Below are 23,123 nucleotides of genomic sequence, written 5' to 3'. Positions count from 1 at the left end.
GTTTTCTCCTTAGGTAGCTAAATATTTATTTTGTATATTCTCTATAAAACTTCCTAAATTTTTACTACAAACAAAGCTTTGTAGTCTTTTACTACAAGTTCCATCACCTATTGTTACCAAAAAGCTAAATACTGTCAAATCAAGCAAAGATACTTTGTCATTAAAAAAATATTTCCTTACCTCTAAGAAGTTAGCTATAGCACTAATATCCTTTTCTGCTTTTGAATATATTTCACTTTTTGTTAAACTCATAAGCCCAATAGATCTAAGTTGCCGTAAAATATTTCTCTTTACTACTGGATATATAATACTTGCCATTATTTTTGGCAATCCAGAAGCTTCTATAAAGTTTATTTTCCATATTTTATTATCAGTATCTATCCAACGACTATAAAGTCCAGCCCAATATAAACTATCTTCACATAACCTGATAAAACTCAAAGCTATAGCTTTTTGCTGACTATCTAAATGTTCATCTATAAAAAAATTATTTTCTTGCTCTAGTCGAGAAATTATAAGATTGCTATCAGCGTATTTTTTACCTTTAATCTGAATATATGGCATTTTACCTGTAGGAGATTTATTAAACTCTAACCCAAAATGGTTTTGATAGGCTAAACCAGCAACTTTCAAATATAGCTCCAATTTTATACAAAATGGACTCATACTATAATTTTTACCTTCTAGCTTAGGTAATTGATATAAATTAATCATAGTAAATCTCTACTCGTCAAATTTTATAATATTATTTATAGCCTGCTTTGAAGAAACTTGTTCTGAAACTATATTTTCTCTCACAATATCAGCCTTTTCGTCTTCAGAAATAACGATATCATCTAACTTACCATTTCTAAGAACTATATACGCTCTAAATCTCTCACTTGAAGTTATAGTATTATAATCAAATGAATAAATTCTATATACAGCTATCCTATTGTTTCCCAATTTAATACTTATCTTACGTAAACATACTGTATCGTCTAATAGATCTAAATTGTATTTATTTGCTGATCGTTCAGCAACACTAATTGCTAGTTCTTTATTTCTCATAAAATTACGCCATGTAAAAAAGCAAACACCCAAAAATATTAGCGTATATAAAGCTATAGACATACATTTACTCTTTTAAAAACTTATAAACTAAGACCATATTATATGTTAAAATCTATTAGTTATAAAATACAACCACAAAATTATATTGAAAACTCTAAAGTATTTTTACGGATCATTCTTTGTAACTGTCTTAGGTATAGCTATTGGAGTATTTTTTTATCCAGATAATCCTTCTGCAATCATTTATTCGATCTCAGTTTTAGCAATCTTAGAAATCTCTTTAAGCTTTGATAATGCTGTTATTAACGCAAAAATACTAGGGCAAATGCCGAAATTTTGGCAAAAAGCTTTTATTTTTATTGGTTTACCTATAGCTGTATTTGGTATGAGACTAGTTTTTCCAATATTATTAGTTAGTGTATCTAGCAATGTTAACTTTGTTGAGGTAATTAGCCTAGCTTTGAATAATCCCACACAATACCAAACTATCCTAGAAAGCTCTATGCCATATATTTGTAGTTTTGGTGGTAGTTTTTTACTCATGGTTTTTTTTAATTTTTTCCTCAGTGAAAACCAAGGCCATCATTGGCTACCAATCTTAGAAAATAATATCTTAATAAGAAAAATCCGGCAATATGATGGTGGATATATACTACTTGCTATAGTTATTGGATTTTTAGTAATTTATTTAACTAATAGTAATATCCAGGGAAAAATAGCTATAGCCTACTTATTTGGTGTAATAGTCCATGAGAGTATAGGTCTAATAAACTCTTTTTTTGATAACCCAACTACTAATACTACAACAGTTGTCCGTAATGGTCTAATGGGCTTTATTTATCTAGAAATTATTGATGCTTCTTTTAGTTTTGATGGTGTAGTTGGAGCTTTTGCTATTTCTACAAATATTATAATTATCATGATAGGTTTAGGGATTGGAGCAATGTTTGTTCGATCACTGACTATTTTGTTTATTGAAAGAAAAACCTTAGCTAAATATATATACATAGAGCATGGTGCTCATTATGCTATAGGCTTTTTAGCTACTATATTATTACTTAAAATATTTACACATATACCAGAGTGGTTTAGTGGATCTATAGGGGTATTAATACTGGTGGCTTCATTTGTACATTCTTCTATAGTAACTAATAAATCTCTACAAGAGTAGAAGGTCTCTAAGCTCATGTATATTATTAGCAATATGTTTAGCTTTACCAGTAACATTTTCTCTAACTACATGTTCGGTATACACGATAAATTTATCCACAAATCCTGATTCGTAAAGTTGATAGTCTGTGTAACCATCTCCTACTACTATCACCTCGCCAACAAATAAACTCTTAACTTTCTCAAAAGCACTAAGCTTAGAGTCACAAGCTCCATTAGTATTATCTAAAGAATAAAAGCCCCCATTTTCAGCCCAAACGACATCAACAGCAAAAATGTTATTTTTAGTAATACCCAAATATTCAGCAAATGGAATAATGCAATCAGTTAGTCCACCACTAAATATCCAAATATTAAAACCTGCTTGCTTTAAGTCAATAATTAACTCTAAAATCCCTACCGTAAGTAAATTAGGATAGTGTTTAATTACAAAATCTTCTATGCTTGCCTTAGTAGGACTGGCAATAGCTAATCTTTTTTCTAATGACTTTCTAAAGTTTATTTGGCCCTGCATACCAAGATTAGTTATATCCTCAATTTCTTTTAGTTTATCGGGAAATTCTTTTAATATAGGCTCTAAAATAAGTTCTAATGATTCCTTTTTAATTAACGTCGAATCAAAATCAAAAATTATATTTTTTTTCCTAATATACATTAATATCCTCTACTTTTTTAATAATTGTACCCAGCAAAGATCTATTCAAATAATTTATAGAAAACAAAAAGCGCTGCACTATCATTAATATCATCTTTATTACTATTTCTGGTTAGCTCTGTATGAGCATATTTATAACTTATTAAATTAGGATCTATTTTAGCATCTTTGATAACTATAGGATCAAATTTTAATGTTCTAAAATCATAAATATATAAAACAGCAATATAAATTAGTATATTACAAGGATAGATTTTTCCTATATCATTATGGATTCCCTCCATTTATATAGCTTCCAAAGCTCCTTCTAAAGCAAAATCGCTAATAGCATCAGAACAATTTTAGCTACTACCTAGATCACCAAAGTGCAAAACTCCTGTATTATTTCAATAATAACTTTAATCTTTTTTCTATACCTATATCATAACCTACTTTATTTTTATGAATTTGATACCATCCTAGCGCACATTTATTTCTAAAAATCGTAGCGTTGTTTAGTTCTTTATAATTATTTAAAAGCCATTTAATACTTCTATTATCCATAAAATAACATCCTCGTATTAGAGGGGTTGATGTCTCTGTCCCACCATTTACTTGTGGAAAATAGCCAGGCGTGTTAATATTATGCTTCCAAAAATGTTTTTTTAAAGAATCTAAAATTTGATTATTTGAGTAGGGATGGCATCCACCTAAAAAATAATTAGCAATAGAATTGTTACTTGCTAACACATCTTTCTCTAACAATAACTTAACTATTTCCGTATGACCCCGCCAACAGGCAGCATATAAAGGAGTTACTCCAAAATTTGTAGCTTTTTTGATATCCGCACCATTACTTAATAATAAATCAACTATTTCTATGTGTCCTTTTCTACAAGCAGTATATAAAAGTGTTTCTCCAACTCCTATAACTTTATTTATACTAGTGATGGTATATTTACCTAATTCTAGTAATAACTTACTTATTTCTGTATATCCTTTTTTACAAGCATAAAATAAGGGCCTTATTCCTATATCTTTAGTTTGATTTATAGCAACTTTATGAGCCAATAATAGCTTGACTATTTCTGTATGACCGGCATAGCAGGCTATATCTAAAGAGTTAATTCCTCTTTTAGTTTTATTTATATCAGCATTATTCGCTAGCAATAACTCAACTATTTCCTTATGGCCACATTCGCAAGCAGCATATAAAGGGGTTGTCCAATTACTTATAACCTTGTTTACGTTATTAATATTCTTATCCAATAATAACTTAACTATTTCTTTATGACCTTTACGGCAGGCAATATATAGAAAATTATCACTTTTATAATAACCTTTAATAAAAATATTTTTAAGTAACATTCCCTTATAATGGTCAACATCATCTACAATTTTCCTAAAATATATTTGATGAATATAATCCAATATTTGTTTAATTACTGTATAGTATTCGCTGGAACTATTCGATAAAAATGCTGCTTTATTTTCATAATGTTGAAACCGCATTTTTAACCCCTGCCCCCCGTTTTTTAATATTTTATATTCTTCAGATAAATAACTATAAATATCTCCTATATCTTGGTAACAAATTAACTTATCTCTCACATATTTTGCAGAATTATAATGTGATTTTAATAAACTGACTCTATTAATATAGCCATTAAGCTTATTATTTACCTCTTCTTTTATTAGATTCACTTTAAGATAATCAGGATAGATACTAAATTGTTTAATCCTATTTTTGTACTTTGGACTTGTAAAAACTGATATATTTAAAGTTAAGAGACTGTGTGACTCTATGTCAAGACGAAAAACATTACTAAAAAACCGATCAACCAACTCTTCAATACTGCGACATTCTAAGGCTCCAACATCATTATCGTATAATCGATTAGCATCATACAACTCTAAACCTGTATTAAATACGATATTGTGGGCTGTCCTATAAGCAATACTACTTACACTAATATAAGAAGGAAAAGGATTCTTAGAAAGACTATTAACTAATGGCTTTAAAAAATCTATATAGTCTTGTTTATCACCAATAAAAGGAGAGCTAAATACCTCAATAAGTGGTGAAACTTTTTGATAAGTAACATCACTTTGATGATTTAATATTTTTTGGTTAGTAACAGTTAATCTTCGATTTATAACCAATGGTGAAGTTTTTAGTATACTCTGACCAAAGCATTCACCTCCATACAGAAATCTATATTTATGACATTGATATGCAACTAAGCCATCTAAAAAAGCTCTTATTGATATAACTAATTCGTATGTTTTCTTTTCTTGACCAAGACTAGCGTAATAATTAACTTGACCAGCCGATTTATATTTAGATAATTGTCTCTCATAATCACACACAGCATTAATAAGTTCAGTTAATTTAGTATATCTAATACCATTAAACTGCTCACCTATAGTCTCGCTTGTAAGTATTCGTAATCTTTTATAAAAAGTAGAAAGATCATGAGCTAGGTAAGCTTGGCCCCACATAGCAGCAAGACCAAAACATAAGCCTCTTGGTAACTTCAAAACCTCATAATAATTACCCCAGCCACACTTATATGAAATATCTTGTATATTTGTGTATAAATTATTATAGTAGCTCATTTATTAATATTCTACCCAAAGTGTATTTACAAAAATTATTATTAAATTTATGATATATAAAATATAAATATTTTGCTTAGATTTTTCTAGTTACAAACGCACTGAGCTTTATTAACATCTTTCACAAATATTTATTGCTGTACAAATAGTTTGATAAAACTTTGATTTTGCCAAATTTTTAGGTACGTTTTTTATTTTATTTACATCCTGGTTCCAACGACTACCAATGCGTTCTTTACATGTGTATTTAGGTTGCTTATTGCTATCAACATCTTCAAACTTTGTTTTTTGCCCCTTTAAAATATTTGATATATCACCTATAGTATTTTGCTGCCTAACTGACTTAATAACCTCTCTCATACGTCCTGCATGATGCTTTTGATCAAAAACACGTAGTGTTATATTCCAAGAAGTTGAAGGGTCTAAAGAGTTCAACTTTAAGTACCGTCCTAGTATTCTTAAAACCTCTTCTTTAACATCTATAAATTCTTTAACAGAAACATTTTTTTTTGTCCCACTACTATTGCTTTTTTTGCCTGATCCTAATCCTATCTCTTTAACTGATGATCTGTCTCTAGCTTTTCTTTCTTCACATAAGGAATTGTTTTTTTCTCCTTTAACAGACATACAACTCTTATAAAGAGTGCTTCCTCTTGATACAGCCCCATGAGCATTTATTAAATCAGTTTCGCTACCGTAGGCATCATAGAAAATTTCTTCTTTGCCTATATTTAAGTTTTGATTACTAAAATTCTTGAAACTTCTTCTTGCATCAAGTTCCGAGATATTTCCAAAGTTACTAAGCTCCTTGTTGCAAAAACTTCTTAGGTTTCTTTTTTTTGCATAACTCCAAACCTCAATTTCATTATCTACTTTAACCTCCTGATCGAAACTTCTGCGTGAAGAGTTATTTTCTTTGCCTACATAAGCCCATATAAACTTCCTATAGTTTTTAAATTTAGTATGAGAAGAATAATTGTACCCAGCAAAGATCTGTTCAAATAATTTATAGAAAACAAAAAGCGCTGCACTATCATTAATATCATCTTTATTACTATTTCTGGTTAGCTCTGTATGAGCATACTTATAACTTATTAAATTAGGATCTATTTTAGCATCTTTGATAACTATAGGATCAAATTTTAATGTTCTAAAATCATAAGTCTTTATATTTTTAGTTAGCTCCTCTAGCAGCTTTGCTATAAAAACACTATTTAAACTTATCGCGTTATTAAATTTATCACCCCATGTATCTTCTTCTATTTCAATAAAACTCACTTTATCTATAAGATCATAAATATATAAAACAGCAATATAAATTAGTATATTACAAGGATAGGTTTCTCCTATATCATTATGGATTTCTCTCATTTTCATAGCACTCAAAGTTCCCCTAAGATCAAAACCGCTAATAGCCATGTTTGTAACTTGATTAACAATTTGCCCATCTTGTAATCCAGAAAAGAAAGTTTTCTCAGAAAATACAATCTCCTGTAGTAAACATATCAGTTTAACTTTTTCTTCAATAGTAGAAGCATCGTTAAATATCTCATATGCATCACTAATAAGATTGGTGTTTCGAATTTTCAACAAGTTCTGGGTAGCTTGCCACTTCGATTCCATACATTTAACTATTAGCTCCACATGTAACTTAAGATTAATAAGCAAATCTTTAAGATAAACATCTCCACTCTCACACGCATCGATATAGTTTTGAATTATGACCAACCCTGATTCCCTATAATTTCTTCTTTCTTGTTGAGGCAAGTTTAAATGCTCTTTATTGGCATAAACTCTCACAAAGCCAAACCGTAAAATTTCACTTTTGTTATTTTGTAAATACTCCATTATAATTAAAAATTAAAATAAATATGTAACAATTATAATTTAAATAAAAATATAATACAATTTTTAAAATAAATTATATAAAATATATTTTAAACAATTAAAATAATTATCTGTGTTTTTTATGTTCGCAAAAGTATAATTGCTTTTATAATAAATTTACATATCATTAAATAATATGTATCATATACATTTCTTTTGGGCAGGCAGCGAAATACCGAAACATGTAATTAATAATATACGCTCATGGCAGCAACACTTAAAAAAAAGTAATTGTGGTATGAGTACATGCTTATGGTTAGACGAGCCACTTTTTATTAAAGTAAGTTCCAAACTCAAGCATTTCACTGAGGTAAAACAATTCGATGAGCAACTTTTTAAAATAAAAGAAGAAAAATTAGGTTCCCTAATGAATTTATATAATTTATTTATAAATAACCAACTCTATGCGTTTGCCTCTGATATTGCTAGGATTATTATTCTAAATCACTTTAGCGGAATATATTTAGATTGTGATATTGCACCAAACATCAAGTATGAATTCCCCTCAAAATTAGAATTACAAAAAATATTTAATGATTGTGCCCCAAACGGCTTTTACATGCAATTTGTTTGGCACACAACTGAAAATGGAATATTATTTAATTTTAAGAATAATAATTTACTAGACTTGCTTCAAAAACTAGAAAATATGGTCTCTCAAGATAGATATATTAACGATGTTAATGACGACGTTAATCAATTTATTAATTTCAGAGAAAGCGATGGTTTTAAACGTATAAATTCAAGTAATTTCTATCAAGAATACCATAATCAATTAGCTGCATTTAAACAAAAAAATGTTAGAAAATATAGAGAAGCTAATGCTGAAACGTTCAAGAATATTATATATAAAGGTGAACAAGCATTCACTGAAGATAATCCTTGCCCACCATGGACCAGGAATATACAAACTGTTTACCAGCAAACGGTTACTTCTTTCAAGAATGATTGCCGCTTACTTACCACATATCAATACGATATCTATAGGAAGCAAGTAGCAAAATACTTCAAGTCTGAGCAAGGACGGTTACTTTTATATAACTGGGCAGATCCTGGTTTTACAAGATTAACTAAGCTTAAAGATGCTACTAATAAAATTGAGACTATGTTTATTGATTATAAAGTACGTAGAATTACCCCCTTCTTAAGCTATTTTATCACCTTCTTAAGCTATTTAATTAAGTCCCTAAAAAATTACCATCACTTTGCTCAGAATCACCAAAGGTTTAAACATTCGAATACTGGGATTTTAAGAGCAAATGCATTACGAAGGAATCTACAAATGTATTATAACGCTTTAGTTAATAGGGATAGTACTTTAAACCATAAAAAAATAGAAAAGGAAATAATTTCTGAAATAATTACATTTGCTAAGCAAAGAGGAGAATATATACAATATAGTGGTATATTTAATAAACTGCGTGTTAATGATCATTCTAGTATGAGTTATATCATTAGAGCAATGAAGCAATACTATAAGCAATATGCTACTATATATCACACTTATAATAACCAAACCAAATCAACTCCATTAAATACTTTGTTTAATTTTTTAGAAAGTGTATTAGATTGTTCTGGACTTACTTTAGAAGTAGACAACTTAGCTAATAGAACGATAATTTTAGACAACATCAGAGACTATGTTATTTAAGTAATAAACCTTTTATGCATTACAAACAATCTCCATACTACAACCAACCAAACCACCTTTCAAACCAACTAGGCTCTTCACTACCATCTGGCCTTAGGTTTTTAAGGTAATTACTATTTGGGTAATTTTTCTTAAGCACTTCAAGGTTTGCTTTTGCTTGAACATTTAATCCTAAATCCCTATATGCTTTGATAGTTATTATAAGAGCATCTTCCGTAGAGGAACTTTGAGGATAATTGCGTATTACTTGTGATGCCCTATCAATAGCAGCATTAAAAGCCCCTCTCTTATAATAAAAGTGTGCTATATTGTTGTAGTATTTTGCTATCGTATTATTTATATAAACCATCCTACGCTTAGCATCAGGAACAAACGAACCTTCAGGATCTAAAGCCAACGCTTTTTCAAAATTATTATATGCATCAACATAACCAGTAGGGTCATGATGCCCCATATCATACGGACCATAAGTTTGTAAAAGCCCTCTACCATTCTCAAATCCCACAATACCGATCATATAATAAATATAACCTTTATACTTGCTATATGGATACATCTTGATAAATTGTTGCGCTAAAGCTAATGACATAGTCGATTCATCGTCCATATAATACACATATACAAGGTCGACCATACCCTTCTCAGCCAAAGGAGTAAAAGGATACTGTGCAACTAATGATTTATAAGATCTGATTGCATCAAAATAATCATTATTTTGCATTTGTTTATGTGCATTTGCATAAATAAATTCCGCTGTATAACCTGTATAAACCTGGGGAAGTTCATTATCCTTTTTAGGCCCGCATCCAACTAAAGCAAAAACCATAGATAGGGTTGCTATTAAGTATAAAAATCTAGTCATTTGATTAACTATCCTTTATTTTTTCTTATATAATCCTATACAAGCAAATTATAAAATTTACGCTACGTATAGCAATTTAAACTATGGCAAATAATACACTATCCAGCCAATTTCATCAAAAAATTATTCTAACTCCTCAACACGCTGGTAAAAGATTGGATGTTACTATCAATGAGTTATTTGAAGATTTCTCACGTTCACAAATACAAAAATGGATAAAAGATGGTTCTATAACTTTAAACAATAACTCTACCAAAGCTAAACACATAGTTATTGGAGATGAAGAAATAGAAATAAAAGCCACACTCATACCAACAAATGAATGGTTAGCTGAAAATATTGAACTAAATATCGTTTATGAGGATGAAAGCATTATTGTTATAAATAAACCTGCAAATATGGTTACTCACCCTGGTGCTGGAAATATGACTGGCACTATCTCAAATGCTCTTTTAAGCCTTAATGAAATCCAAAAAACCCTACCCCGTGGAGGCATAGTCCATCGACTTGATAAAGACACTACGGGTCTTATGATAGCGGCTAAGTCTAATTTAGCTTATCTTAACCTTACTCAACAATTATCAGATAGAAAGGTTTCTAGAAAATATCTAGCAGTAGTAGAAGGCGAAATTCATGAATCAGGTACAATCGATCAGCCAATAGGACGCGACCCAAACAATAGGGTCAAAATGACTATTAACTACAATGGTAAACAAGCTATTACAAACTACACACCTTTAGAAATATATAATGGATTTACACTAGTAGAATGTAAACTAGAAACAGGTCGGACACATCAAATCAGGGTACACATGAAAAGTGTCAACCATCCTTTAGTAGGTGATCAAACTTATAATAAATCATCTTCTAAACTAAAAAATATAAACCTCGCTGCTTTTCCTAGACAAGCCTTACATGCCTATAGCCTTTCATTTGCCCATCCTTTAACTCATGAAACTCTAAACTTTACATGTGATATGCCATATGATATGTTAAATCTTATATTACAACTTAGGTCGACTATATCAGACGACCCTCGTCTAACAGAGGATTATTAGAAATATGGTAAATAATAAATTTCATACTTTTAGAAATTTTGTACTTTTCTGCATTTTGGTCATATTAGCAGCTTTCTTATCATTTGATTATGGAAGAGCTAAACATGCTACTTATGCTCTAGCAACCAAAATTAGCCAAAAATCTGATAAACCAGATTTTCTTAATATAGATGATACTGCTGAGAAAAAACAAGCTTTTATTAACTATATTTTGAAAGCAATTCAAAACGCTAATAAAGAAATTTGTGCTCAGCAAGAAGAATTACAGAAACTCAAAAAAGCTTACGATAAAAACCAAAAACTTACAAAAAAGCAGCGAGATAGGCTGGATACATACCTATCTTACTATAAAATACGCAATGCTACAGACCCCCAACACATGATAAACCAGTTAAAACTAAAAGTCGGTATTGTACCTAGCAGCTTTGTTATAGCTCAAGCAGTGCTCGAAAGTGGTTGGGGCACCTCTCGTTTTGCTAGAGAGTATAGTAATTATTTCGGGCTTCACTGTTTTTCAGCAGATTGTGGTGTTAAAGCCTCAGGAGCTGACGTATATTTAGAAACTTTTCCAAATGCAACAGAAAGCGTTCTAGGGTACTACTATAGACTAAATACTGGTACAAAATTTAAGCAATTCAGACTTACTCGTCAACAAGTTAAAAACCATACTCTACCGCGTTCTGCAATGCTTGATGCCTTGGAAAACTACTCAGAGTTAGGTGGTGAAGAATATAAAAATCGTCTTGAAGGCGTAATTCAGCCCAATAATTTAACTCAATATGATAACGATGGCACATGTTAATTTAATACTTTAGATGTTACAGGTTGGTATTAAACTATTTTTCTTGTATATTAGACTAATTAAAGATATTGCTTAACCTTGTATAGCCATATGAACATAAGAATAGATCAAAACACTATTTATTTCGAAGGTTTTCTAACACTTAAGCAAATAGAACCAAAGCTTATTGAAAAACCTCTTAATAACCTAAAAAATGATATTCAATTTGTTGATATAACAAATGTTCAAGAATTAGATACCGCCGGTGCTTATATAATATTAAAAACTTTAACCAAGTTTAAACTCGATAAAAAACAAATCATTTGTACTTCAAGAAGAAATCAAAACCTTATTAATCTAACAAGTCAAAATCTACCTACTGAAGAAATTGTTGAGTTTTCAAAAAAGCCAAATGCTGTTTTTAATAGTATCTATATATTAGGTAAAAACACTAATAATTTAATAACAGAAATTAAACTAAGTATTAGCTTTTTAGGAGCCATTGTTCTAGGTTATTTAAACTTTTTTAGACGTCCTTATAGCTCTTTTTTTTCTATCGTATTAAATATAACTTATGACTCAACTATTAAAGCACTTAGTATAGTTATACTCTTATCATTGATTATTGGCTTAGTTTTAACATACCTACCGCTTAATCTAATGATGCAATACGGCACACAAATATTTGTTGTTGATATGTTAGGTATATCATCATTTAGAGAATTTGCCCCTCTATTTACTGCTATAATAATAGCAGGTAGAAGTGGTTCTGCTTTTACTTCAGAAATAGGTATTATGAAAGTAAACGAAGAGATTGATGCTCTTCAAACAATAGGAGAAGATCCTATACAACGTTTAGTTTTGCCACGTATTACAGCATTAATTATTAGTTTACCTGTACTAACAACTATAGCAATGATAGCTAACCTTACAGGCGGTATCATTATTGCTTATTTGATTGCAGATATAACGCCTCTTGAGTTTATCGATAGGTTGTTTTCAAATGTAAATGTCAGTCATTTTTATATCGGGCTAGCAAAGACACCTTTTTTTGCTCTAGTGATTGCTGGTATTGGTTGCTTAAAGGGTATGTCTGTTAAAAGAGATTCTCAAAGTGTTGGTAAAGCAACTACAACAAGTGTTGTATATTCAATATTTCTAATAATAATTGTTGATGCAATATTTGCTGTTTCACTAAACGGTGTTGCTTAGGGGGCTTTTGTGGACAAAAATATTATCGAAATAAAAAGCTTAAGTACAAAGTTTGGTAAAGAGTGGATCCATAAGGACCTAAACCTTAATATCCCGGCAAAAAAGATAAGCTGTATAATTGGTGCCAGTGGCTGCGGCAAAACTACACTTATGCGTGAAATACTAATGCTACAACCAATTTATTCTGGAAAAATATTCCTATTGGGTCAAGAAATTTCTAAGCTTATTGATAATCCCTATAAGCGTAAACAAATATCAAGTAAAATGAGCATGATGTTTCAACACTGCGCTTTATTTTCATCATTAACAAATCTACAAAATGTTATTTTTCCACTCAAACAGCATACTGATCTACCTTTAAATATACTAACTGATATAGCTATCATTAAACTTAAAATGGTAGGACTAAGAGAAGAAGCTTTTAACAAGTATCCTTCCGAAATAAGTGGTGGGATGCTAAAAAGAGTCGCTTTAGCTAGAACTATAGCATTAGATCCTAAAATAATATTCCTAGATGAGCCTAACGCAGGTTTAGACCCCTACTCTGCTAGAGCTATGGACGAACTAATTTTATATTTAAAAAATGAGCTTGAAATGTCTGTTGTTATGATAACCCATGACTTAAACACAATTTGGAATATAGTCGATGATATAATATATATGGATAAGAAAAAAATAATGTTACATGATAATGTTGCGTTTGTATCTCAACAGACACAATATGAAAGTATAAGAAAATTCTTTGGTTCACATAATGAAACAAAAGGCATGGAGGAACCTATGCATGAATGAAAATAGTATAAAAAATGTAGTTGCTGGCTTATTTGTTATTTTTATGGTTTTTGTGATGATATTTATTGGTGTTTTCCTATCTGGAGGGTTCAAAAATCAAGCTACTACAACCTTTGTAACAAACTTTAAGAGCATCTCGGGGTTAAGTGTCGGCTCTGATGTATCATATAAAGGGTTCAGTATTGGTAAAGTTTCAGATATATTAATCAATAAAGAAAATCCTAAGTTGATAAGTGTCTACATGAAAATCTATGATAATATCCCCATTTTTAAGCAAACTGTAGCCACCCTACAGCCAATGGGGATAACAGGTCAATCAAAAGTAGAGTTATCTTTTAATATTAGTAAAGAGGATACAGCGTTAGAACCTCTTAAAAAAGGAAAAGGCAAAATCCCAGAAATCAAATCTAAACCATCTCAAATTGAGAGTATTCTTAACAAAGTCAACAATATGGCTGACTCTTTACAGCAGATATCAAACAAATTCAATAAAATGCTGTCCGAGGAAAATATTCAAAGGTTTAATGAGTTTACAGATAGCGTTAATATTTTATTATATAACTTAAGTAACTCATCGTTATATTTCAATAAGACTCTAGCGAACCTAAATGAAAATATGATAGAGAGTCAGGAAGCTATTTCACGGTTAAATGACGTTATTAGACTACTTCAATATGATCCTTCAATAATAGTTAGAGGCGTAGAACACTAAGGAAAAATTATGAAAAAACACTTTTTATTTTTGTTAGCTTTAATTTTACCAGTACATACGTTTTCTTTTTCATTACTTGGAAGTCCAATTAGTGTCCCAGAAGAAAAACAGTTTGTAATATACAACAAACAACTAGAAGAAAAAGAACTACCTAACGCTGAAGATGCTAGCATTAGCACGACACTTCTAGTTTATAATATACAAACTCAAGCTGCTAAATCTACGTCCATGTTTTATATTCAAGGTAATCAATTACACACTTTTGAAAACAGTGTATGGGCAATACCTGTAACAACAATGCTTACAGTTGCTGTTTTTGAGTATATCTTGGATAACAATATTGTAAACAATCTTGCTTTCCAAAATGTTAATATCCGCCAAGATTTTACCCTATCTGGCTCTACACCATACGGACCTGTTATAGATTTAGATGGACACCAGTTCTATTTCTATATAACTTTTTATCTAAAAAACGAGCGTAATGGCGAAACTAAAATAAAAACAATAAAATATAAACGACCTATAACTAGTAGTGATATAACAGCAAACAAGTATGTTAATTTAACAACTGATGCTTTAAAGGAGATCCTTTTAGAGTTAAAGCCATGGCTTATCAATAATCTAAAAGTCCAAGTAATCAAAAATAAACAAAGCAACAATTCTGTACCGTCGTTAGGTTAGGCTAAAAGGTTTTAAATTAACTAATAAAACTAGCTATTAAACCTATCATCCCCCCGAATACGCCTCCCCAGACAACAAGCCATCCTAAATGCTCTCGGATTATTTTTTGAATAATTTCTTTTACCATTTGTGGAGTCAATTCATTTAACCTAGCATCTATTATTTTTTCAATTTCTGTAGTTATTTGACCTGAAATATTTTTCTCGTCAATATGAATTTCTGCTACTAGTTGAGAAATTTTTAGATCAAACTTAGATATAAAAGGTTCTCTTAAATTCTCTAAAGCAGATTTTCCTCCTAGAAACATCTCTATCATTGAACCGTATTTACTATTCATTAACATTTCAACAAAACTATCAAAGATAGTGTTATAATCGATCTTATTTTTAAGTATATTTTGTAGATATTTTTTTAGATCATCACTTGCCAAAAATTTCTGTAAATTCTTTTCAGAAAAGAATTGTTCCATAATCATTTTCTTAATAGCTCTTTTAAAACTATCAAACTTATTAGGGATAATTCCAGAACCATATAGAAATGGGATTTTCTCAAACAGCATATAAATTGCTATCCAATTAGTTAAAGCCCCAGATAGGGCGTAGAAACCTATATTTTCTATATGTTGGTTTGTAAAATATAATCCTAATAGAATTATTAAAAAAGATATCAGATTTGTTATAAAACTTTTATTTATTAAAAACATATATCACCTACTTTTTATTTTCCACAGCCCCATTATAATAATAAAGAGTAAATATTTTAACAAATTATAATTTTATGAGAACTATTCGTGGTTTTTTTAGCGGTATCTCTAGTTCTTTGGATAATATTCAAATAACAGGTGAATACTATAACTATTTTAAAAACGTATTACGCTTAAAGAAAGATGATTTTATAGAGCTATTTAACAACCATGACAGTAAACAGTATAAAACCAAAATAATAGTCATAAATAATAAACACATTGAACTTGAAGTAGTAAGCTCCCAGTTAATTGATAATGAAAACCCCTACACTATCAACCTTTATCAATCTATAATAAAAAACGAAAACTTTGACCTAGTTGTACAAAAAGCTACTGAATTAGGGGTTAATAACATTTTTCCTTTAATAACAGAACGAACTAATCATAAATTTGATAAAAAGAACTTTGATAAGAAACTCGAAAGATGGACAAAAATAGCTATAAACGCCTCGGAACAGTGTGCAAGAGTATTTATTCCAGAAATTCATAGCTTAACGCAGCTTGACAGTATAAATTTAATGTCTGAAGCTGTGAACATCACTTTATGCCCATATACTAAAACAGACCCCTCTTTTATAAGTAAAATTAAAAATAATAGCAACTTTAACATCTTTATTGGTCCTGAGGGCGGTTTTAGTGATACAGAAATAAGCTTTTTTAAAGAAAATAATTTTTTTATGGTAAATTTAGGCAAAAGAATATTAAAAGCTGAAACTACCCCTGTAAATATATTATCTATACTAAATTTCATCAAACAAACCTATTAAAGCATTGAAAAATAACTTGTATAATGGTTTAATTAATCTTCTTCAACTTTAAATTTCAGGTTATTTTATGCAAAAAAACTATAAAACTCTTTCGGCTCCTTTTTGGATCGTCTGGGGCGTCGAGTTTTGGGAAAGGTTTGGATTTTACGGATTTCAAGCAATTATCGCTTTATTTTTCACTCAAGAAATTGGGTTAAGTGAGACTGAAACAATATACCTTATGGGTTCATTCTTTGCTTTCACCTTTGGGTTTATCTGGGTTGGTGGCTTAATTGGAGATAAAATACTTGGAGCTAAACGCTCTATAATCCTTGGTGCAATAATATTAGGAGTATCTTATTTAGGATTTATATTTGCTGATAAGCATACTATATATTATATATTTTCTGGAATTATTATAGGCAATGCAATCTTTAAAGCTAACCCATCATCGCTAATATCTAAAATGTTTGACAAAGGTGATGGTCGGTTAAATAGCGCTATGACTTTATACTACCTTGCTATTAATATAGGCGGTTTAACATGCATGGCTTTAACTCCTGTTATTTCTGAAATTTATGGTTATACGTATGCTTTTGTATTATGTGGTTTTGGACTGTTTATCGGGCTCTTAGGCTTCTTAGTTTTTTATAATAAGATGAAAGATCTAGATACAGATATTGGTAAACAATCCATCAATAAAACTCACCTTATTTACATATTAATTGGGTTAATTACAGCATTTCTAGTAATAGCAAACATTTTAGCTAATACTACTTTATGCATAGCTCTAACAGCTATAGTAGTCTGTATAGCTACAATATATTTTCTATATATAGCATTTGGCTTAGAAAAAATTGAAAGAAATAGAATGCTTGTAGCTTTAATACTTATAGTCGAAGCTATAGTCTTTTACGCTTTATACTTCCAAATGCCTACAACTCTTACTTTTTTTGCTAAACATAATGTTGAATTAGATATCCTCGGGTGGAATGTACCAGCTGCACAATATCAATTTTTAAACCCATTATGGATAGTGATTTTTTCCCCTATCTTAGCGGTAATCTACAAAAAAAGTAAATTCACTCACGCTACAAAATTCTGTATAGGAATGGCTCTGATGTTTATTTCATATAGCATATTGTATTGTACTAAATTCTTTGCCACAAACTATGTAGTTTCTGGAAGTTGGTTAATTATCTCTTATGCTGCTTCATCTTTAGGTGAACTTTTAATCTCTGGACTTGGGCTAGCTATGGTAGCAGAATTGTGTCCTACTTTTATTTCAGGTTTTGTTATGGGTTTTTGGTTTATAGCTACAATGATAGCTTCATATATTGCTTCATTTATAGGTTCGTTCATAGCTTTACCAAAAAATAGTACGGGTATCACAAAACAACAGATTCTAGAAACTTACACAACTGTATTTGGTTATATAGCTGTTGGGGTAGCTATTGTTACATTTATCATGCTTATACTGACTCCTATACTAAATAATTACACTCGTAAAATAAAGGTTATGGATGACTATAAAACTGAAATTGATAGCGCAATTTAACCAAACAAAGCATAGTGGCTTTCTTATGTTCTTAAAAATATTGCAAAAATATTATCACAATGCTTTAATATATTTCACTAAATACTATTTTTATGGTGCTTTTAATGAATAAAGATAACAAAACACTCTCAGCCCCCTTTTGGATTGTTTGGGCGATCGAATTTTGGGAAAGATTTGGTTTTTATGGCTTCCAAGCTATTATTGCCTTGTATTTTACAAACAAAATAGGGCTGACTGAAACACAAACGATATATATAATGGGTTCTTTCTTTGCTTTCACATATGGCTTTGTATGGATAGGAGGCTATTTGGGTGATAAGGTACTTGGTGCAAAACGAAGTGTCATTTTAGGATCAGTAATACTGGCAGCTTCTTATTGTTCTTTTAGCTTTGCTGATAAAGAAACTATCTACTATACACTTGCTGGTATCATAATAGGAAACGCTATTTTTAAAGCCAATCCATCATCACTGATATCAAAAATGTTTGAAAAAGGTGATAGTAGACTAGATGGAGCTATGACACTATATTATATGGCTATAAATGTTGGCTCTCTATTTTCCATGAGTATAACTCCTATCATAGCTGAAATATGGGGCTATAAATATGCTTTTATAGTTTGTGGTATAGGTCTTATTGTAGGGGTTATAGGCTTTTTCTATTTCTACCAAAAAATGCAAGCCTTGTATACAAATGCTGGAAGTAAACCTTTAAACAAAACTAAATTTGTCTATACATTAGCGGGAGCTTTAATTTCCTTACTAATAATAGCTAACATATTACCAAATACTAAGCTATGTGTTAGTTTAACTGCTATAGTTGTGATTATTGCTACAACCTACTTTTTATACATAGCTTTTTCTTCAGGTAGTTATGAAAGAAATAGGATGCTTGTAGCTCTGGTTTTAATAGTTCAAGCAATTATATTTTTTGCTTTATATTTTCAAATGCCTACTACTCTTACTTTTTTTGCAGTGCATAACGTACAATTAAATATCTTAGGATGGGATGTACCAGCTGCACAATATCAGGTATTAAATCCATTCTGGATAGTTGTATTATCGCCAATATTAGCTATTCTATATAAGAAAAACAACTCAAGCCACGCTAGTAAATTTTGTTTTGGTATGGTTATGATGTTTAGCTCTTACGCTATCCTTTACTCTACAAAATTCTTTGCTATAGAAGGCTTGGTTTCCGGAAACTGGCTGATAATCTCATATGCAGCCTCATCTTTAGGTGAGCTTTTAATTTCTGGTCTTGGTTTAGCTATGGTTGCTGAACTTTGCCCAGCTGCTTTTTCAGGTTTTGTCATGGGATTTTGGTTTATCTCCAGCATGATTGCTTCATATCTAGCTTCTTATGTTGGATCTTTTATAGCTCTTCCAGAAGGAGTTACCCTAACAACTCAAGAAAGCCTAGAAACTTATACTCACGTATTTGGTGTTATAGCATTAGCTCTTATCATAATTACTATTCTAATGATAATCATGATACCTACTTTAAATAAGTATATTAAGGGCATCCACACTATAGAAGATCATAAAATGGAGAATGTTTAAACAAAAATTTACAATTTTTCTCGATAGCATTAGATTTTATTTGCTAAAATGTATCAACTAAAAGTGCTTTTTAACATTTTATGACTAAATTTTCTAAACAAACGTGGTTAAGTAATTATTCAGAACATGTATCTACTAGTATTGAGAGCAACACCCAGACAATATTAGACCTATATGAAAATGCTGTTATACAATTTCCTTATAAAACCGCTGTATCTTGTCATGATGTAAGTTTCACCTTCTCAAAACTAGATAATTTAGCTGCAAAATTGGCTAGCTACCTACAAAATAACCTTGGTGTGCAAAAGGGTGATAGAGTTGCTATAATTTTACCAAATTGTGTACAATTTACAGTTAGCTTATTTGCATGTATAAAGATTGGGGCTATTTTTGTAAATATTAACCCTCTTTATAAAGCTGACGAATTAGAGGCTATTTTAAATAGCTGTAATGTAAAAATTGCTATCATTATGGATATGTTTGCACATCATATCCAAAAAGCTAGAATAAATATACATTCTCTAGAGAATGTTATAGTAACAAATATTTCTGACTTATATCCTTTTCCTAAAAAACAAATTATCGGCTTTGTATCAAAACATCTTATAAAAGATAAGCCAAACTATAGCAAAAATACTTTTATCCCATTTAGCAAAGCTATGTTTGCAAATAAAGAGCTATATCAGCGCCCTGAAATTTCAACCGAAAGTATCCTTTGCTTACAGTACTCAAGTGGAACTACAGGAAAACCTAAAGGGGCTATCCTCACACATAATAATGTTGCTTCTAACATTAAGCAAGTTTGGGCTTGGATTAAAGCAGATATGGATTTAGCGGAACAGATAATAATAACTGCTCTACCCTTGTACCATATATTTTCTTTAAGTGCTAACCTATTTTGTTTTTTCTTTGCTGGGGCTAAAAATATCTTAATACCAAACGCTAGAGATATTAAAAACCTTATCAAAACAATGTCAAAAAATGAGTTTTCTATTTTTAATGGACTTAATACTCTCTATATGGCAATGTTAGAACATCCAGATTTCGGTAAAATCAACAAAACAAAATATAAATATTCTTTAAGCGGTGGAATGCCTATTTCACGTAAAATTTATTTACAATGGCTAAATAAAACCGGTGTGGAGCTTAAAGAAGGTTATGGAATGACAGAAATGTCTCCTGCTATTTCCTTAAATAAATTTAATATTTCTGAGGAAGATTATTTTGGTACTTGTGGATACCCTATTCCAAGCACTGAACTAAGTATACGAGATTTAGAAACACATCAAGAAATAGTAGAATGCTTTAAAGAAGGAGAAATTTGGCTCAAAGGGCCACAAAAATGTCAAGGGTTTTGGAATGATGAAGAAAGTAATAAACTCTATTTTTCTGAAGACGGTTGGCTAAAAACTGGAGACATTGGATATGTTGACACAAAAGGACGCTTAACAATCTCTGATAGACTCAAAAATATGATTATTGTGTCTGGTTTTAATGTATACCCAAGGGAAATAGAAATATGTATCTTAAAACTTAACCAAATACGAGAAGTTGCAGTTACTGGGATAACATCAAAAACTTCCGGAGAACGAGCAATAGCTTTTGTATCACTAGAAAAAGGGACAAAAATAACAGAACAAGAAATCATAAACCACTGTAAAGAAAAACTTGCAAGCTACAAGGTACCAAAATCATGCATTTTTGTTGAAACCCTTCCCAAAAATAACACCGGTAAAATCGATGTTAAAAAGCTAAAAAAAGATTTCCTATAAAAACTTACTAAAATTCTAACTTTACATTTAGGTACTTTTCGAATAAGCTTTTGCCATATTTTGTGTTTAACTTACTTTAAAATTTAACATGCAAGCAAATATATCTACCGCTAAAGGTTTTTGGAGCCAAAAAAGATCTATTGTTGCACTAGCAATAAGTTTGCTTGCCTTAGCAGAAATAGTCGACTTAACTATAGTCGCTGTAGCTATACCTCAGATTATGGGAGCTATTGGAGCAAATGTCGAAACTATCGCTGATGTAACTACTGTATATATAGTTTCAGCTGCTATATTTATATTACTATCTGGTTTAGTAATAGAAAAGTATGGGATTAAACGTGTAGCGTTAGTTTCATCTGTGATTTTTGGCATTTCATCTATTATGTGTGGCTTATCTACATCTCTTACAGAAATGATTATTTTCAGAGCACTTCAAGGGATAGGTGGAGCGTTTTTACCTTCTGTAGCTCAAACATATATTTCCACGAACTTCAAAAATGATGAATACAAAAAAATGATGACTATATATAGCATGGTTATCGTTATGGGACCAATACTTGGTCCTGTCCTTGGAGGCGCAATATGTGAAAATATGTCTTGGGAATGGATCTTTTATGTAAACGTACCTTTATGTATAGTGGCCTTTGTTATTATTTTATTTATGATGGAAACTACCAAAATCAAAAAAATGAAAATAGATTACATAAGCTTTAGCTTTATGGCCATAGGTGTGGGCTGTTTAGAATTTTTTATTGATAATGGTAATACAAACGGTTGGTTTGAATCTATAGAAATGATCATTTTATTTGCTATTTCTCTAATATCATTAGGGTTTTTTATATGGAGAGGATTAATTTACTCTTCAGTAGTTAAGTTTGGAATTTTTAAAAATCTCAACTTTGTACTAGCATGCTTTTTATGTTTTACTTTTGTTTTACTATTCTCTGCAGCAATGGCGTATCTACCTACTATGCTACAACAAGTATATGGCTACCCTGTCGATCTAGCTGGTTATATAACGGCTCCCAGAGGTGTCGCTGCTGTATTTGGTGCAGCATTTACTCAAGTATACTTAGTTAAAAAAATAGGTGTGAGAAAATCGATAAGTTTAGGGATAATTACTTTCGGCATATCATGTATTATGCAAGCTCATTTTTCAGCTACAGCTAATGAACTATATATAGTGATAACCACAATGATTCAAGGTATTGGTATGATGATGTTTTTTATACCTTTTATGAGTATATTAGTTGTTGGTATCGCTGAAGAGGATATGGGAGATATGTCCGGTTCATTTAACTTTTTTAGAAACTTTGGGAGCTCTGTTGGTACAGCTTTTGTCGCTACGTTTATCTCTAGAAGCCAACAAACTAGTTTTCAAGAATTATCTCAAAACATATCCTCTTTAAACCAGAATTTCCAAGCATGGAGTAGTAAACTACCCCTTTCAGACCCTACTGTTATTGCTATAGCAAAACAACAAGTAATACACCAAGGAAGTTTGTTAAGCTATCTAAATTCTTTTTATGTAGTTGGTATACTTAGTCTTCTTTTAGCTGTTGTGCCATTTTTATTAAAAGAGCCTCCTGAAAATGCTCAAACGATAATAGCGCATTAAATCAATTAGT

Annotated in this window: 21 protein-coding genes; 13 read left to right on the top strand and 8 right to left on the bottom strand. The window is 30.6% G+C overall.

What is annotated here, in order from left to right; translation table 11 throughout:
- Positions 1-9: 9 nt before the first annotated feature.
- Together SD28_RS04165 and SD28_RS04160 are read right to left on the bottom strand one after the other, a co-directional pair.
- Positions 10-714 carry a glutathione S-transferase family protein gene (locus SD28_RS04165; protein WP_039124387.1) on the bottom strand — a complete coding sequence of 235 codons (705 nt, stop codon included), beginning with the start codon at positions 712-714 and terminating at the stop codon, positions 10-12.
- A 9-nt stretch (positions 715-723) separates the two neighbouring features.
- Positions 724-1,113 carry a DUF3301 domain-containing protein gene (locus SD28_RS04160; protein WP_039124384.1) on the bottom strand — a complete coding sequence of 130 codons (390 nt, stop codon included), beginning with the start codon at positions 1,111-1,113 and terminating at the stop codon, positions 724-726.
- 85 nt (positions 1,114-1,198) lie between these two features.
- On the opposite strand from SD28_RS04160, the gene SD28_RS04155 reads away from it, so the two are divergent.
- Complete coding sequence (locus tag SD28_RS04155; RefSeq protein ID WP_039124382.1) at positions 1,199-2,224, top strand: DUF475 domain-containing protein; 1,026 nt, start codon at positions 1,199-1,201, stop codon at positions 2,222-2,224.
- Here SD28_RS04155 and SD28_RS04150 read toward each other — a convergent pair.
- From SD28_RS04150 to SD28_RS04135, 4 genes are all read right to left on the bottom strand, one after another.
- Positions 2,213-2,878, bottom strand: coding sequence for an HAD-IB family phosphatase (locus SD28_RS04150; RefSeq protein WP_039124380.1), 666 nt, complete (start codon positions 2,876-2,878; stop codon positions 2,213-2,215). The two genes, SD28_RS04155 and SD28_RS04150, sit on opposite strands and share 12 nt — an antisense overlap.
- A 41-nt stretch (positions 2,879-2,919) precedes the next feature.
- Positions 2,920-3,162, bottom strand: coding sequence for a hypothetical protein (locus SD28_RS04145; protein ID WP_039124378.1), 243 nt, complete (start codon positions 3,160-3,162; stop codon positions 2,920-2,922).
- Between the two features lie 97 nt (positions 3,163-3,259).
- Positions 3,260-5,476, bottom strand: a complete 2,217-nt coding sequence (locus SD28_RS04140; RefSeq protein ID WP_039124376.1) for an ankyrin repeat domain-containing protein — start codon at positions 5,474-5,476, stop codon at positions 3,260-3,262.
- A gap of 111 nt (positions 5,477-5,587) precedes the next feature.
- On the bottom strand, positions 5,588-7,276 hold the full coding sequence (locus tag SD28_RS04135; protein ID WP_169742482.1) for a hypothetical protein: 1,689 nt from the start codon (positions 7,274-7,276) through the stop codon (positions 5,588-5,590).
- Between the two features lie 325 nt (positions 7,277-7,601).
- Here SD28_RS04135 and SD28_RS04130 point away from each other — a divergent pair, with 325 nt between their 5' ends.
- Positions 7,602-9,014: a glycosyltransferase gene (locus SD28_RS04130; protein WP_039124373.1), complete on the top strand. Its 1,413-nt coding sequence runs from the start codon at positions 7,602-7,604 to the stop codon at positions 9,012-9,014.
- 37 nt (positions 9,015-9,051) lie between these two features.
- Here SD28_RS04130 and SD28_RS04125 read toward each other — a convergent pair whose 3' ends face one another.
- Positions 9,052-9,876 (bottom strand): outer membrane protein assembly factor BamD, encoded by an 825-nt coding sequence (locus SD28_RS04125; RefSeq protein WP_039124370.1) that lies wholly within the window; start codon positions 9,874-9,876, stop codon positions 9,052-9,054.
- A gap of 83 nt (positions 9,877-9,959) precedes the next feature.
- Between SD28_RS04125 and SD28_RS04120 the strand changes: the two genes are divergently transcribed.
- From SD28_RS04120 to SD28_RS04095, 6 genes are all read left to right on the top strand, one after another.
- Positions 9,960-10,934: an RluA family pseudouridine synthase gene (locus SD28_RS04120; protein ID WP_039124368.1), complete on the top strand. Its 975-nt coding sequence runs from the start codon at positions 9,960-9,962 to the stop codon at positions 10,932-10,934.
- Positions 10,935-10,938: 4 nt separating this feature from the next.
- Positions 10,939-11,736, top strand: coding sequence for a glucosaminidase domain-containing protein (locus SD28_RS04115; protein ID WP_039124366.1), 798 nt, complete (start codon positions 10,939-10,941; stop codon positions 11,734-11,736).
- 90 nt (positions 11,737-11,826) lie between these two features.
- Positions 11,827-12,927, top strand: coding sequence for an MlaE family ABC transporter permease (locus SD28_RS04110; RefSeq protein WP_039124364.1), 1,101 nt, complete (start codon positions 11,827-11,829; stop codon positions 12,925-12,927).
- A 9-nt stretch (positions 12,928-12,936) separates the two neighbouring features.
- Positions 12,937-13,719 (top strand): ABC transporter ATP-binding protein, encoded by a 783-nt coding sequence (locus SD28_RS04105; protein ID WP_039124361.1) that lies wholly within the window; start codon positions 12,937-12,939, stop codon positions 13,717-13,719.
- Positions 13,712-14,431 carry an MlaD family protein gene (locus tag SD28_RS04100; RefSeq protein ID WP_039124358.1) on the top strand — a complete coding sequence of 240 codons (720 nt, stop codon included), beginning with the start codon at positions 13,712-13,714 and terminating at the stop codon, positions 14,429-14,431. The genes SD28_RS04105 and SD28_RS04100 overlap by 8 nt, the downstream gene beginning before the upstream one ends.
- A gap of 9 nt (positions 14,432-14,440) precedes the next feature.
- Entirely contained in the window at positions 14,441-15,112 is a 672-nt protein-coding gene (locus SD28_RS04095; protein WP_039124356.1) for a hypothetical protein, read from the top strand.
- A 16-nt stretch (positions 15,113-15,128) separates the two neighbouring features.
- Here SD28_RS04095 and SD28_RS04090 read toward each other — a convergent pair whose 3' ends face one another.
- Positions 15,129-15,815 carry a DUF445 family protein gene (locus SD28_RS04090; protein WP_039124353.1) on the bottom strand — a complete coding sequence of 229 codons (687 nt, stop codon included), beginning with the start codon at positions 15,813-15,815 and terminating at the stop codon, positions 15,129-15,131.
- 74 nt (positions 15,816-15,889) lie between these two features.
- On the opposite strand from SD28_RS04090, the gene SD28_RS04085 reads away from it, so the two are divergent.
- The 5 genes from SD28_RS04085 to SD28_RS04065 all read left to right on the top strand — a co-directional run bounded on the left by SD28_RS04085 (position 15,890) and on the right by SD28_RS04065 (position 23,113).
- Entirely contained in the window at positions 15,890-16,624 is a 735-nt protein-coding gene (locus tag SD28_RS04085) for a 16S rRNA (uracil(1498)-N(3))-methyltransferase (protein ID WP_039124351.1), read from the top strand.
- Positions 16,625-16,691: 67 nt separating this feature from the next.
- Positions 16,692-18,161, top strand: a complete 1,470-nt coding sequence (locus SD28_RS04080) for an oligopeptide:H+ symporter (protein WP_039124349.1) — start codon at positions 16,692-16,694, stop codon at positions 18,159-18,161.
- Positions 18,162-18,265: 104 nt separating this feature from the next.
- Complete coding sequence (locus tag SD28_RS04075) at positions 18,266-19,723, top strand: oligopeptide:H+ symporter (RefSeq protein ID WP_039124347.1); 1,458 nt, start codon at positions 18,266-18,268, stop codon at positions 19,721-19,723.
- Positions 19,724-19,803: 80 nt separating this feature from the next.
- Complete coding sequence (locus SD28_RS04070; RefSeq protein ID WP_039124344.1) at positions 19,804-21,495, top strand: long-chain-fatty-acid--CoA ligase; 1,692 nt, start codon at positions 19,804-19,806, stop codon at positions 21,493-21,495.
- An 88-nt stretch (positions 21,496-21,583) separates the two neighbouring features.
- Positions 21,584-23,113, top strand: a complete 1,530-nt coding sequence (locus tag SD28_RS04065) for an MDR family MFS transporter (protein WP_039124342.1) — start codon at positions 21,584-21,586, stop codon at positions 23,111-23,113.
- The last annotated feature ends 10 nt before the right edge of the window (positions 23,114-23,123 follow it).

The sequence above is a fragment of the Allofrancisella guangzhouensis genome (assembly GCF_000815225.1).
In the GTDB taxonomy this organism is placed as follows: domain Bacteria; phylum Pseudomonadota; class Gammaproteobacteria; order Francisellales; family Francisellaceae; genus Francisella; species Francisella guangzhouensis.
Note: the sequence above shows the minus strand (reverse complement) of the source record. Positions and strands in the feature narration are given on the sequence as shown.

Coding starts and splice junctions, on each gene's coding strand:
- SD28_RS04100 (WP_039124358.1), top strand. CDS start 13,712: ATGAATGAAAATAGTATAAAAAATGTAGTTGCTGGCTTATTTGTTATT.
- SD28_RS04150 (WP_039124380.1), bottom strand. CDS start 2,878: ATGTATATTAGGAAAAAAAATATAATTTTTGATTTTGATTCGACGTTA.
- SD28_RS04110 (WP_039124364.1), top strand. CDS start 11,827: ATGAACATAAGAATAGATCAAAACACTATTTATTTCGAAGGTTTTCTA.
- SD28_RS04125 (WP_039124370.1), bottom strand. CDS start 9,876: ATGACTAGATTTTTATACTTAATAGCAACCCTATCTATGGTTTTTGCT.
- SD28_RS04145 (WP_039124378.1), bottom strand. CDS start 3,162: ATGGAGGGAATCCATAATGATATAGGAAAAATCTATCCTTGTAATATA.
- SD28_RS04140 (WP_039124376.1), bottom strand. CDS start 5,476: ATGAGCTACTATAATAATTTATACACAAATATACAAGATATTTCATAT.
- SD28_RS04160 (WP_039124384.1), bottom strand. CDS start 1,113: ATGTCTATAGCTTTATATACGCTAATATTTTTGGGTGTTTGCTTTTTT.
- SD28_RS04095 (WP_039124356.1), top strand. CDS start 14,441: ATGAAAAAACACTTTTTATTTTTGTTAGCTTTAATTTTACCAGTACAT.
- SD28_RS04165 (WP_039124387.1), bottom strand. CDS start 714: ATGATTAATTTATATCAATTACCTAAGCTAGAAGGTAAAAATTATAGT.
- SD28_RS04085 (WP_039124351.1), top strand. CDS start 15,890: ATGAGAACTATTCGTGGTTTTTTTAGCGGTATCTCTAGTTCTTTGGAT.
- SD28_RS04070 (WP_039124344.1), top strand. CDS start 19,804: ATGACTAAATTTTCTAAACAAACGTGGTTAAGTAATTATTCAGAACAT.
- SD28_RS04065 (WP_039124342.1), top strand. CDS start 21,584: ATGCAAGCAAATATATCTACCGCTAAAGGTTTTTGGAGCCAAAAAAGA.
- SD28_RS04115 (WP_039124366.1), top strand. CDS start 10,939: ATGGTAAATAATAAATTTCATACTTTTAGAAATTTTGTACTTTTCTGC.
- SD28_RS04075 (WP_039124347.1), top strand. CDS start 18,266: ATGAATAAAGATAACAAAACACTCTCAGCCCCCTTTTGGATTGTTTGG.
- SD28_RS04090 (WP_039124353.1), bottom strand. CDS start 15,815: ATGTTTTTAATAAATAAAAGTTTTATAACAAATCTGATATCTTTTTTA.
- SD28_RS04080 (WP_039124349.1), top strand. CDS start 16,692: ATGCAAAAAAACTATAAAACTCTTTCGGCTCCTTTTTGGATCGTCTGG.
- SD28_RS04130 (WP_039124373.1), top strand. CDS start 7,602: ATGAGTACATGCTTATGGTTAGACGAGCCACTTTTTATTAAAGTAAGT.
- SD28_RS04120 (WP_039124368.1), top strand. CDS start 9,960: ATGGCAAATAATACACTATCCAGCCAATTTCATCAAAAAATTATTCTA.